This is a genomic window from Rhodococcus sp. IEGM 27, assembly GCF_033142305.1.
Taxonomy (GTDB): domain Bacteria; phylum Actinomycetota; class Actinomycetes; order Mycobacteriales; family Mycobacteriaceae; genus Rhodococcus_F; species Rhodococcus_F oxybenzonivorans.
Genome location: NZ_JAWLSG010000007.1, coordinates 274,572 through 287,514, shown reverse-complemented (window position 1 = coordinate 287,514; position 12,943 = coordinate 274,572). Strand labels below are relative to the sequence as shown.

Annotated in this window: 9 protein-coding genes and 1 riboswitch; of the genes, 2 read left to right on the top strand and 7 right to left on the bottom strand. The window is 66.7% G+C overall.

Features of this window, described 5'->3' with window-relative positions:
- Nucleotides 1-31: 31 nt before the first annotated feature.
- Together R4P95_RS24455 and gcvP are read left to right on the top strand one after the other, a co-directional pair.
- Nucleotides 32-652 (top strand): MerR family transcriptional regulator, encoded by a 621-nt coding sequence (locus tag R4P95_RS24455; protein ID WP_109329483.1) that lies wholly within the window; start codon nucleotides 32-34, stop codon nucleotides 650-652.
- A 112-nt stretch (nucleotides 653-764) separates the two neighbouring features.
- A riboswitch (glycine riboswitch) is annotated at nucleotides 765-886 on the top strand.
- A 173-nt stretch (nucleotides 887-1,059) separates the two neighbouring features.
- Nucleotides 1,060-3,912 carry an aminomethyl-transferring glycine dehydrogenase gene (gene gcvP, locus R4P95_RS24450; protein ID WP_317744656.1) on the top strand — a complete coding sequence of 951 codons (2,853 nt, stop codon included), beginning with the start codon at nucleotides 1,060-1,062 and terminating at the stop codon, nucleotides 3,910-3,912.
- A gap of 43 nt (nucleotides 3,913-3,955) precedes the next feature.
- Here the strand turns inward: gcvP and R4P95_RS24445 are convergent, their stop codons facing one another.
- The 7 genes from R4P95_RS24445 to R4P95_RS24415 form a co-directional block, all read right to left on the bottom strand.
- Complete coding sequence (locus R4P95_RS24445; protein ID WP_317744657.1) at nucleotides 3,956-5,113, bottom strand: metallophosphoesterase; 1,158 nt, start codon at nucleotides 5,111-5,113, stop codon at nucleotides 3,956-3,958.
- A gap of 159 nt (nucleotides 5,114-5,272) precedes the next feature.
- Complete coding sequence (locus R4P95_RS24440; RefSeq protein ID WP_317744658.1) at nucleotides 5,273-7,060, bottom strand: substrate-binding domain-containing protein; 1,788 nt, start codon at nucleotides 7,058-7,060, stop codon at nucleotides 5,273-5,275.
- Nucleotides 7,061-7,190: 130 nt separating this feature from the next.
- Nucleotides 7,191-9,374: a malate synthase G gene (locus R4P95_RS24435; protein WP_317744660.1), complete on the bottom strand. Its 2,184-nt coding sequence runs from the start codon at nucleotides 9,372-9,374 to the stop codon at nucleotides 7,191-7,193.
- Between the two features lie 112 nt (nucleotides 9,375-9,486).
- Nucleotides 9,487-10,452, bottom strand: a complete 966-nt coding sequence (locus R4P95_RS24430; protein WP_213572302.1) for a sulfite exporter TauE/SafE family protein — start codon at nucleotides 10,450-10,452, stop codon at nucleotides 9,487-9,489.
- Nucleotides 10,453-10,714: 262 nt separating this feature from the next.
- Nucleotides 10,715-11,959, bottom strand: a complete 1,245-nt coding sequence (locus R4P95_RS24425) for a saccharopine dehydrogenase family protein (protein WP_317744661.1) — start codon at nucleotides 11,957-11,959, stop codon at nucleotides 10,715-10,717.
- Nucleotides 11,960-11,996: 37 nt separating this feature from the next.
- Entirely contained in the window at nucleotides 11,997-12,407 is a 411-nt protein-coding gene (locus R4P95_RS24420; protein WP_213572300.1) for a DUF2784 domain-containing protein, read from the bottom strand.
- A 72-nt stretch (nucleotides 12,408-12,479) separates the two neighbouring features.
- On the bottom strand, nucleotides 12,480-12,896 hold the full coding sequence (locus R4P95_RS24415; RefSeq protein WP_159921967.1) for a universal stress protein: 417 nt from the start codon (nucleotides 12,894-12,896) through the stop codon (nucleotides 12,480-12,482).
- Nucleotides 12,897-12,943 lie beyond the last annotated feature (47 nt).

Genomic DNA, 12,943 nt, shown 5'->3' with positions numbered 1-12,943 from the left:
GTTCAGTGCAACATGCGAGAGGGAGTAGTCAGTGGGAGATCGGCCGCAGGAGAATCCGCTGAATCTTGCGCCCGGCGACAACGTTGCCGAGCCAGAGTTCAGCTCCGAAGAGATCCAGCCGGGCCTCTTCCCCGACGATTCCGTGCCTGACGACCTCGTCGGATACCGCGTCCCCATCGCCTGCCAGATCGCCGGAATCACCTACCGGCAGCTCGACTACTGGGCGCGGACGTCACTGGTGGTGCCGTCCATCCGTGGGGCGGCCGGCTCGGGGAGCCAGCGCCTGTACTCGTTCAAAGACATCCTCGTTCTCAAGATCGTCAAGCGCCTGCTCGATACCGGAATATCCTTGCAGAACATTCGTGTGGCCGTCGACCATCTGCGTAAGCGTGGGGTGCGCGACTTGGCCAAGATCACACTCTTCTCCGACGGCACCACCGTCTACGAGTGCACGTCCGCCGAAGAGGTTGTCGATTTACTGCAGGGTGGCCAGGGCGTGTTCGGTATCGCTGTGAGCGGTGCCATGCGTGAGCTGACCGGCACCATCGCGGACTTCCCGGCGGAGCGTGCCGATGGTGGCGCACTCGAGCAGAGTCCCGAAGACGAACTCGCGTCCCGGCGGAAGACTCGCGCAAGCCGTAAGACGGGCTAAGTTCCCGTCGGGCAGACAAGCGCCGGTGGCGCCCGGTCGTGTTCCGCCGCAGAAATGCATGACATGGGCGTGCGTGAACTGGTCGCGGGTGTGACATAGACTGACGGTGCGTCGACGCCGTGCGGGAGAGTTCCGGGCACTGCATGCACAGAAAATCGTGTGTGGAGGACTCGGGCGCCGAAGGAGCAGCACCTCCCCGTCAATCTCTCAGGCACACAGGACCGTGCGGGCTCCGACGTCTCTGGAAAGCGGTGGGAGCACCCACCCGCCCACGGGGAAAGGGCCCGTCCACACCTGGACGCCGGTACCGAATCTCTCAGGCGCTCGAAAAGAGCAGGCGACAGAGGGGGAGGGACGCACCGCTGCGCGGGGCGGGTCCTGGTCCTCCGAACTGCTTGGGAGTTGTCGTGATCGACGCTGGAAGCCGTACATTCGCCGACCGCCATGTCGGCCCGAACGCGGCGGAACTCGCGCACATCCTCGACGTCGTGGGTGCCGGATCGCTGGACGACCTGGCGTCGAAGGCGGTCCCAGCCGCCATTCTCGACGGCGTCACGAATGGTGTGGCCGACGGGCTCGACGCTCTGCCTGCCCCGGTGTCCGAGCACGAGGCTCTCGCCGAGCTTTCTGCACTCGCCGCCCAGAACACCGTGGCGACCACGATGATCGGACTCGGGTACTACGACACCCTGACGCCTCCGGTCCTGCTCCGGAACATCATCGAGAATCCTGCGTGGTACACCGCCTACACCCCGTACCAGCCGGAGATCAGCCAAGGGCGTCTCGAGGCTCTTCTGAACTTTCAGACGATGGTGGCCGATCTCACCGGTATGGAGGTCGCGAATTCGTCAATGCTCGACGAGGCGACCGCAGCCGCTGAGGCCATGACACTCCTGCGGCGCGCGAACAAGTCCAAGTCGCCGCGGTTCGTGGTGGATGCCGATCTGTACCCGCAGACCCTCGCCGTGGTCGAGACCCGGGCCGAGCCTCTCGGTATCGACATCGTCGTCGCTGATTTGTCTGCCGGGCTGCCCGACGGTGACTTCTTCGGTGTCCTCGCTCAACTGCCGGGCGCGTCCGGCCGCGTCGTCGACTACACCGACGTCATCGCCGAGGCTCACGAGCGCGGCGCCCTCGTCGCGCTCGGCGCCGACCTCCTGGCCCTCACCCTGATCACGCCGCCCGGCGACATCGGCGCGGACGCCTGCTTCGGCACCACTCAGCGGTTCGGTGTCCCCATGGGGTTCGGCGGCCCGCACGCCGGGTACCTTGCCGTGCACACCAAGCATGCTCGCCAGCTACCCGGCCGCCTCGTCGGCGTGTCCGTGGACGCCGATGGAGACAAGGCGTATCGACTGGCTTTGCAGACCCGTGAGCAGCACATTCGCCGGGAGAAGGCCACGTCGAACATCTGCACCGCCCAGGTGCTGCTTGCCGTTCTCGCGGCCATGTACGCGAGCTATCACGGTGCGGAAGGCCTGAAGGCGATCGCGGAGCGCGTCGCGAATGCTGCGCACTCGCTCGCCGCCGCCCTCCGCAAGGCCGGGGTGACCGTGGTGCACGAGCACTTCTTCGACACCGTCCTCGTTCGCGTCGAGGGGCAGGCGTCGGCAGTCGTGGCGAAAGCCAAGGAGTCGGGAATCAACCTCCGCTTCGTCGATGCCGATCACGTCGGCATCGCCTGTGACGAAGCGACGACCCCAGCACACCTCGAGAGCGTTCTCGCGGCATTCGGCGGTACCGGTGCGGTCGGCGTCGAACCGGGTACCGCGGTGCCCCACCCTCAGCGCCGCGGCTCCGACTATCTCCAGCATGAGGCCTTCACGCGGTATCGCACCGAAACCGGGATGCTGCGGTATCTGCGAGCGTTATCGGACAAGGACATCGCACTCGACCGCAGCATGATCCCGTTGGGTTCGTGCACCATGAAGCTCAACGCGACCGCCGAGATGGAAGCAATCACCTGGCCGGCGTTCGCCCGACTGCACCCGTTCGCACCCTCCGGCGACGCGCCGGGGATTCTCCGCATCATCGAGGACCTCGAGAACTGGCTCGTGGACGTGACCGGTTACGACGCGGTCAGCCTGCAGCCGAATGCCGGCAGTCAGGGCGAGTACGCGGGACTCCTGGCGATCCGCAACTATCACCTGAGCCGCGGCGACGACCACCGCGACACCTGCCTGATTCCCTCGAGCGCCCACGGCACCAACGCGGCGTCCGCTGTCATGGCCGGTATGCGCGTGGAAGTGGTGGCCTGCCGACCCAACGGTGACGTCGACCTCGACGATCTGCGGGCGAAAATCGCGGACCATGCCGAGCGCCTCGCCGCGATCATGATCACCTACCCATCCACCCACGGCGTGTACGAGCACGAGATCGCCGACATCTGCGCTGCCGTCCACGACGCCGGAGGCCAGGTCTACGTGGACGGCGCCAACCTGAACGCCCTCGTCGGGCTGGCCCGACCCGGTCGGTTCGGCGGCGACGTCAGTCACCTGAACCTGCACAAGACGTTCTGCATCCCGCACGGCGGCGGTGGCCCGGGTGTCGGACCCATCGGCGTGCGCTCCCACCTGACGCCGTTCCTGCCCGGGCACCCGCTGGCGCCGGAGCTCGGCACTGCCGGACCGATTTCTGCGGCACCCTATGGAAGCGCCTCCATCCTGCCGATCACCTGGGCCTACATTCGGATGATGGGCGCGGTCGGACTGCGCCGGGCCAGCCTGACGGCCATCGCCTCGGCCAACTACATCGCACGCCGCCTCGACGAGTACTTTCCCGTCCTCTACACGGGCGAGGGTGGAATGGTGGCCCACGAATGCATTCTCGACCTGCGTCCGATCACCAAGGACACCGGTGTCACTGTGGACGATGTGGCAAAGCGTCTCGCTGACTACGGTTTCCACGCCCCGACGATGAGCTTCCCGGTAGCCGGGACGCTGATGGTCGAGCCCACCGAGAGTGAGAACCTCGAGGAGATCGACGCCTTCTGTGAGGCGATGATCGCGATCCGTGCCGAAATCGACCGGGTAGGGGCAGGCGAGTGGCCGGTCGACGACAATCCGCTGCGCGGAGCCCCGCACACGGCGGGCTGCCTCGTTGCCGAGTGGAACCACCCGTACTCGCGAGAGGTCGCTGTCTTCCCCCGCGGCAAGGCTCGGCCGAAGGTGTGGCCTGCCGTGCGTCGCATCGACGGAGCGCACGGTGACCGCAATCTCGTATGCTCCTGCCCGCCGATCTCGGCATTCGAAGGGGCCTGACGGCTGGGCCCGCCCTGCTCACCCGGGGCGGGCCCGGATCGGGTCAGTCGGCGCGCACCAGTTCGAGGATAGTGATCTCCGGCGGTGCGGCGACGCGTACGGGCGGGCCCCAGGCGCCGACTCCGCGCGTGGTGTAGAGAACCGTCTTCCCGATCCGATCCAGACCCGTCACCGAAGGTTGCTGCAGCGGCACGAGATAGCGGAGCGGCCACATCTGCCCGCCGTGAGTATGCCCCGACAGCTGCAGGTCCACGCCCAGATCCGAGGCCTCCAGCGCCTGCCGTGGTTCGTGGGCGAGCAACATCACGAACGTCGACGGGTCACGTCCCGCGAGGGCTGCAGACAGGTCGGGCTCGTAGGGCGTCGGCGACGAGTAATCGTGAATGCCCGCGATGTCGATCGTTGCGTCGCCGCGGCGGAGAGCCACACGTTGGTTCCGGAGGGTGGCGATGCCCAGACGGTCCCAGACATCCAGCCAGCGGCCGCCGTCGTCGGCGTAGAACTCGTGGTTTCCGCTGACACCGAAAATCCCCATCGGTGCGCGAAGATCCGCGAGGGGTTCGAGGTCGGGCGCGACCTTGGACACCGTTCCGTCCACCAGGTCTCCCACAATCGCCACCAGGTCGGGTTCCTGAGCGTTGATCACATCCACGACCTCCCGAGTGAAGCCCACCCCTCGTGCCGGACCTACGTGGAGATCGGACACGAGGGCGACGCGCACACCCTCGAATTCGGGAGGAAGGCGCCGTAGCGGGACACGGACGCGTACCACCCTCGGGCGGGCGGCCTCGGCGACCCCGTATCCGGCGGCCACGACGGCGCCGACCGCGACAACCGACGTCGCGAGGCGCAGGGTGCGGCGCCGGGACAGGTCGACCTGCTCGGCACTCTCGCTCCTGTGGCGAAACCGTGCGACAACGCGAACGACCAGCGAACCGATCGCAACCAGGAGCAGGCCCAGCACCAGATACAGCAGTGCTCCGAGCCACACCCATCCCACGAAGCCGGGAGGTCGCGCCCATCCGGTGTCGAATACCTCACCGCTGCCGGCGCCGATCACGGCAAGAACCCACAGGACGACGAGGACGACATCGACGACGACGGACCATGGCCGGGTCAGGCCCGTGGCCCGCACGAGCCGCCGGTGAAGCCACCAGGTGAGCAGCGCGAGGACGACGCCGAAAACAACGACCCTCGTCATCGGACGTCCGCGGGGGAAGCGGCCCGCTCTGACACGGGTACGAGCGGGTGAGGGAGTCGAATCTCCGGATACATGGCGGTGCTTTCTGTCACGGTGTCGCCGCACCCGTCGACGACGTCAGCGGTGTCCTTGCGAGGTGATGTTCCGGTGCGGGAAGGGTCAAGACAACAACTTGCCGATGGCAGTGGCCAAAGCGGGTCCGTCCGAGGAGGGGACCTTTTCGAGCGATCCGCCGGTGCGATCGGCGACGGCCTGAAGGGTATTGAGATCAGGGTTCTGCCCGATGGTCACGACGTCGATGCGAACAGGCTTCGATGGATCGCCCGCGGCTGCGAGGGACGCCAGGAGATCGGCGCGGGTGAGCGAACCGTCGTCGTTGGCACCGTCGGTCAGGAGTAGCACCGAGTTCGTGCGTCCCGGGGTGTATCCGGCAACCGCGCTCTTGTACGCCGCCTCGAGCGAGGCGTAGGTGGCCGTGCCGGCGGCCGGGACGGCCTTCGCCAGCCGGGCACCCAGGGCTTGCCTGCGGCTTCCCTCGATGAAACCACCGGCCGAGAGCGGGCCGGTGGCAACCACCGTCGTGTAGGGGCGGGTTCCGTCGAGGTTGGTGCTGTATTCCCACAACCCCAGGCTCGAGGCGTCCGGCGAGCGGCTGACGTGGGCCGCCAGAGCAGCAGTCGTATTCGTCAAGCGTGAGGTGGCTCCCTCGCCGGCACCCATCGAACTCGACACGTCGAGCAGAATTGTCGACGTCCGTTCGGTCACGGGATTGCGGATGACCCCCATCATCGCTTCGGCGGCCGCGGAATCCGCGGGCAACAGCGTGGTGGGGAAGCCGGGGAACGTCAAGGCTGTGTCATCCGGCCTGCCAAGTCCCTCCACCCTGAAGCCCGCATCAGCGAGCACCTGACCCTGCTCCGGCTCGCGAAGAAACTCCGTGAACTGGGCAGCGGCCCGGCTCTGCGTCTCGTCGACAGCGGGCCCCGACAAGATGGCCGCCGGATGATCCGCTACCGGGGTCGCGCCCTTCGGCATGAAAGTGGTGACCCCGGAGCCAGGGGCCTCGCGCAGCGCCCGGTAGACCTGCTGTTCGGTGACCGGTACCGCGTGAATGCCCTCCATGGACGGGTCGTCCGCGTCGGCGAGGAGGGTGAGGGCCTCGCGCGTCGTTGCCGGCTTCGCGCCGGGCAGTGCTTGATACCCGAGCGCCAGCCCGGTGAGCGCGGAGGTGACCTGGGCTGATCCGGCCTGCTCGGCGGTGATCGGGCCTGCAGAATCGCCGGCAACGGAGGCGGCGACGGCTTCGACCGCCAATTCTGTACTGCCGGAGCCGGATCCGACGGGTAGCGCCAATCCCAGGCTTCCCCACTCGGAGAGCCCGAGGGTCGCCAATGACCCTCGCCCTGTCTGCAGCGACGGCAGATCTTTCCACTCGACGGCAGCGGTGGTCAGGGCGTTCTCGAACTCGGCTCGGACGGCGAGCACCACGGGGCTCGCGGCAAGGGGGCGAGCCTCGCCGTTGACGATGGCGGGCGGCACCTGACGGACCCATTGTGAACTGGACGGAATCCACAATGCAGGACGCGGGCCGAGAAGCTTGTCGTCCCACGCGCCGTCCGGGCCTGTGATCAGGGCATCGCGCACCTCGCTGGAGTCGACCGACGTGACGGTGACGGAGATGCAGTGATCACGGATGACGGGGGAGGTGGCGGTGAAGCGGTCCGCGAGAGTCCGGATATCTGCCGCGATGTCCGGGTCGGCTGCGACAGTGAGCACACTGCCACCCTCGACACACGCACCGGCCGCTGCGGCACCCTGATCTTCGATTCGGTCAGCCAGCTGGAACCAGCCGAACACCCCAACGATGATCACCACGACGAGGCCGAGCGCGATCAGGGGTCCCTTACTGATACCCCTGGCGCCCTTTCCGCCGCGATGATTTCCCACGTGGTTACCTGCTCCTGTCGGTCGAGTCGATCGAAGTCGACTCCCGCAGTGTAGTGAAGCGTGGAGCGGAAGCCGGAAAAGCGGCCCCCGTCACCAGATGATGACGAGGGCCGCTGACCGTGCGCAGTACTCAGGCGTTGGCGGCCTTGTACTCGCGACGACGGCGATGCAGGATCGGTTCCGTGTAACCGCTGGGCTGCTTGCCGCCTTCGAGGATCAGTTCCTTCGCCGCCTGGAATGCGATGCTGTCATCGAAGTTCGGCGCCATCGGGCGGTACGTCACATCGGCCTCGTTCTGGCGGTCGACAACCGGTGCCATCCGCTCGAGGCTGGCGACCACGTCGTCCTCGGTGACGATGTCGTGGCGCAGCCAGTTCGCGAGGAGCTGGCTGGAGATCCGCAGCGTGGCACGGTCCTCCATCAAGGCGACGTCGTGGATGTCGGGCACTTTCGAGCAGCCGACGCCGGCGGTGATCCAGCGGACGACGTAACCGAGGATGGACTGGCAGTTGTTGTCCAGTTCCTCCTTCTTCTCTGCCTCGGACCAGTCGGTGCTCGGGGCGAGAGGAATGGTCAGGATGTCGTCGAGGGTGGCCCGGGGCTTGCCCTTCAGTTCGTCCTGAACAGCGAAGACGTCGACCTGGTGGTAATGGGTGGCGTGCAGGGTGGCGCCGGTGGGGGACGGAACCCATGCGGTGTTCGCGCCGGCCTGTGGGTGACCGATCTTCTGCTCGAGCATCTCGGCCATCAACTCGGTCATCGCCCACATGCCCTTGCCGATCTGGGCCTTACCCTGCAGTCCGGCGGCCAGACCGGTGTCGACGTTCCAGTCCTCGTAGGCAGCGATCCACTTCTGCTTCTTCATCTCGGCCTTGCGGACCATCGGTCCGGCCTCCATCGAGGTGTGAATTTCGTCGCCGGTGCGGTCGAGGAATCCGGTGTTGATGAACACCACCCGCTCCGACGCCTCCTTGATGCAGGCGGCCAGGTTGACCGTGGTGCGGCGCTCCTCGTCCATGATCCCCACCTTGAGGGTGTTGGCGGGCAGCCCGAGGACTTCCTCGACACGGCTGAAGAGTTCGGTGGTGAAAGCGACTTCCTCGGGACCGTGCTGCTTGGGCTTGACGATGTAGATGGAACCGGTCCGGCTGTTGTCGAGGGGGCCGTTGGCCTCGCTGATGGACAGTCCGTGGACCGCGCAGAGGCTGGTGACGAGGGCGTCGAGGATGCCCTCGGGCACTTCGTTGCCGTCCGAGTCGAGCACTGCCGGGTTGGTCATCAAGTGACCGACGTTGCGCACGAACAGCAGCGACCGTCCGTGCAGCGAGAGCTCGCTGCCGTCGGGTGCGGTGTAGGTGCGGTCGGCATTGAGCTTGCGCGTGAAGGACTTTCCGCCCTTGGCGATCTCCTCGACCAGGTCGCCGCGGTTGAGGCCGAGCCAGTTCCGGTAACCGATCACCTTGTCGTCCGCGTCGACCGCGGCAACCGAGTCTTCGAAGTCCATGATCGTGGTGACCGCGGACTCGAGGACGACGTCCTTGACACCGGCGGCGTCGGTCTTGCCGATCGGGGACTCGGCGTCGATCTGGATCTCGGCGTGCAATCCGTTGTTGCGGAGCAGAACGCTCGTGGGGGAGTCCTTCTCACCGAGGTAGCCGACGAACTTCTCCGGCTGCGCGAGAGTCGCGACGTTCCCGCCGTCGAGTTCGACCTTCAACTCCGCGCCGTCGACGAAGTACCGGGTGGAGTCGGCGTGCGACCCGGACGACAGGGGTGCCGCGGTGTCGAGGAACTGGCGAGCCCACGCAATCACCTTGTCGCCACGGACCTTGTTGTACCCGCTGCCCTTCTCCGCGCCGCCTTCCTCGGAGATGGCGTTGGTGCCGTAGAGGGCGTCGTACAGCGATCCCCACCGCGCGTTCGAGGCGTTGAGGGCGAACCGTGCGTTCAGAATGGGCACGACCAGCTGTGGGCCGGCCGTCGACGTGATCTCGGTGTCGACGTTCGCGGTCGAGACCTCGAACGGTTCCGGAGCGGGAACCAGGTAGCCGATCTCCTCGAGGAATTCCTTGTACTCCGCCGCGTCGATGGGCTTGCCGGCGCGGTCACGGTGCCACCCGTCGACGCGGGACTGCAGTTCGTCACGCTTCGCGAGGAGGTCCCGGTTCTTCGGGGCGAGGTCGTGAACAACCTTGTCGGCGCCGGCCCAGAAGGCGTCGACATCGACTCCGGTTCCGGGAAGAGCTTCATTCCCGACGAAGTCGTAGAGAACCTTGGCGACCTGAAGACCGCCGACCTGAACACGCTCAGTCATGAATAGCCTCACTCTTCCGCTATCGGAGCACCGGACGGGTGCCATGAATCGCGACCAATGTTACCTGGGAGTAAAGGCGTGGGGCCGACGACGTCCGGCCTTCCGGATGCGTTCAGACCTTCCCGCCGGTGGAAGGCTCGAACACCGGGGTTTCCGGCAGTGCGGACAGCTCGTGGCCGGTGCCGAAACGCTGCAAGTCGCCCGCGGCCTCCGCTGCGCTGAGGCGCGAGCGGCGCCATGCGACCACCAGCAGTCCCGCCCACAACCCGACGAGCACGACATAGCCGAATGCCGACAGCGCTCCGCTCACGTCGAACGTCGAAAAGAGCTTCTGTGCGTTGGTGATCACGATGATCCCCCCGACACCGGTCCCGAGCAGAGTCGCCGGGACTCGACTCACCAGCCACGCCGCCAGGGGTGCAGCGAGGACTCCGCCCAGTGCCAATCCGGCGATGATCAGCAGGTTGTCGAAGAAGGCGCTACCGAGGCCGAAGATGAAGCCGACACTGGCCGCACCGGACACCAGGAACTCCGAGGCACTGACAGACCCGATGACGGTCCGCGGTGCAGTTTTGCCGCGGGAGAGCAGGGTGCTCGACGTGATCGGACCCCAGCCACCGCCACCACTCGCGTCGATGAATCCACCGAACAAACCCAGCGGCGAAAGAAAAGCGGCCGTATGAGGGGACGTTCGGGCGCCGTCGACTGCCGGCGGCCGGATCGAGAACCGGAGCAGCACATAGATTCCGATGGCCAGCAGAATGGTGGCTGTCACCGGAAGCGCCGCTGCGGTCGACAAGCGGGACAGGACGACGGCGCCGAAAAAGGACCCGATAGCGCCGGGCACGCCGAGTCGCAGGACGAGCGACCAGTCGATGTTGCGGAATCGCCAATGCGCTGCACCCGAAGCGAGGGTCGTGCCGACTTCCGCGAAATGGACGGCAGCGCTCGCCTGCGCCGGCCCGACCCCACTGACGACGAGCAGGGTCGTGGCCGTCACACCGAAAGCCATCCCGAGCGCTCCGTCTACCAGTTGGGCACCCACGCCGACCAGCGTGAAGATCAAGAGCTTGAACATCGGGACTCCGAGCGGGGGAAGCGAACGTCAGGGCAGCGAAAGACCGGCCCGAAGGCCGGTCAGCAACATCCCTGATCGAAAGCATGACCCCGGCGCGACGGCCAGAACGGCATGAGAGCGAGCACGGCCGCGGGGCCTGCCATCGCGCTCGAGCCGTTCATGGACACTCCGTATGCCGTGAGAGGAGGCGCGGACTACCCGCGCACGTCGTTCGAGATTAGCGGGGCGGTTCGACGCCTGTCACGTCGACCCGCCCGGACCGTCACAACTTGCGTGCCGAGATTTCCAGACCCGCGTCGCGGAGGCGGTTGACCAGGACGTCACCGAGCGCCGTCGCCGGAGTGAGGACACCGGCCGCGGCGGGGAGCGCATCGCCGCCGAGAACGAGGCCGAGCGCGGCTTCACCCAGCATGACCGCGGTGGCGCGGTACCCCGGATCGCCTTGGGCCTTCACCCGAGCGGTGTACCGGGCACCCGTCGTGGTGGTCGTATAGATGTCGATCGTGAAGTGGCCTTTGCGTTGCGCATCTTCGCTCGGACCTTCGCCGGGTGCGGGAAGAACCCGGTCGAGGAGGTAGCGGGTGGGCGGGACGCTGAGGCCGAGTACCAAGCCGCCCAGACCGACGGCGACGGCACCGGCGATCAGAGGCGAGACCGGAGACTGGCCGACGCTCATGACCTCGCGATACTTGAAATCGCGCCCGTACGCCCATTTCCGGAGGGCGTTGCCGCGCCGCACCACGCGGGTGTTGTAGGACGCCATCACGAACGGCGCCTTCCAGCCCTCGAGTTCGGGGGCGATGTCCTTACCGTTGACCACGCTGACATCGGACTGTTTCCCGAGATCGGGTTCCTGAGACCGGTCCGGGCTGAGCGAATAGGGCGACGCCGCGAGCCGGCGCAGCGCCGAATCCTTCTTCGACACGTCGACCTGGGTCCGAAGGGAGTCGATGGTCCCTCCACTCACGCCGCCTCGGAGCGAGGTGACGACCAAGGTGGTGTCGGTGAGTTCGCCGGCCCCGTCGGCCTGCACGGCTTCGTGGAGTACATGCACTCCGATGTCGGACGGAATGGAGTCGAAACCACAGGAGTGCACGATTCGTGCGCCGGTCTCCCGGGCTTTGTCGTGGTTGGCGTCGATGCTGTCACGGGCGAACAGCACCTCACCCGTGAGGTCGACGTAGTCGGTGCCGGCCTCGGCGCATGCCGCGACGAGGCCGTGCCCGTACTTGGCGTAGGGACCCACCGTCGTCGCGACCACTCTGGTGCCGGCGGCCAAGGCGGCGAGCGACGCCTGATCGTCCGAGTTCGCGACGATGATCGGCCACTGTGCCGCGCGGGGGCCGAGCGACGATCGCACCGATTCGAGCTTGGCCTGTGAGCGTCCGGCAAGGCCGATTCGCACGTCTTCGGGCGCTGTGCGGGCGAGATAGTCGGCGAGAAGTTTGCCGACGAAGCCGGAAGCCCCGTAGACGACCAGATCCAGTTCACGTGCGCTGTCTGTCATGGCTCGACACTACAAGCTCGTCCAGCCGCTCCGTGGGCTACGAACCAGCGTGACCGGAAGCGGTGTGCGCGAATGTGCTGCGGGCCCGGAGACGGAGAATGCCGTACCCGGCCCAGGAGAGGACGACGCCGAGGGCTACCGACACCTGGATCACGCCGGCAGCCGACTCGGGGTACAGAACTCCGGTCAAGTAGTGGTCGATGAAACCGGAGGACGGCAGTGGAGCCTGTCCGGCCTGCACTCGGGCCCAGCTCTCGAGATGCGTGAGTGGGCAGTCGATACCTACGAGCAGTCCGGTGAAACCCCAGGCAACGGCCGCGACGTGGAGGCCGATCGTGCGCGGCAGCCGCCAGGCGAGGAAGCCTCCGGCGGCGACATACAGGATGAAGGCCAGGTGCACGACGACCGTCGCGTCGGCAACCACCCTGTAGAAAGCTGCACTCCCCATCGGTGTACTCCTGGTTCCGGGACCCGCTCTGTCATCCTAGGCGCGGCGCCGGCCCGGCCGCCGGAAGAACGTTCAGGCGGAACCGTGCAGTTCTTCCTTGACGACGAGAACCGGGATGTCGACCTCGAGGAGGAGCCGTTGCAGCCAGCGTTCGAGAAGGAACTTGCCGATCGGTGACATGCGTCGGGTACCTACGACGAGGAGGTCGGCACCACTACGGTCCACCAAGGTGTGCAGCGCACTGACCTGGTCGCCATCGCCCGCCTCGGTGCGCAACTCCCACGAGGCCTCGCCGACACCGTTGCCCTCGAGCGTGGCCTGGACTTCGGCGCACAGAGCGGAACGATCCGATTCGGCGTCCGCATCCGCAACCTCGTCGACGACGGAGAGAACCACGAGCTGTTCGTGTCGATGCACGGCCTCACGGGCGGCGTGGACGATCGCCGCCCGGCCCTCGGGGCTGTCTCGGTGGACAACGGCGATCGCCATGTGTGGTGCCTCCAGTTCAGGATTCGTTTCGAACCCCATTATCCCCG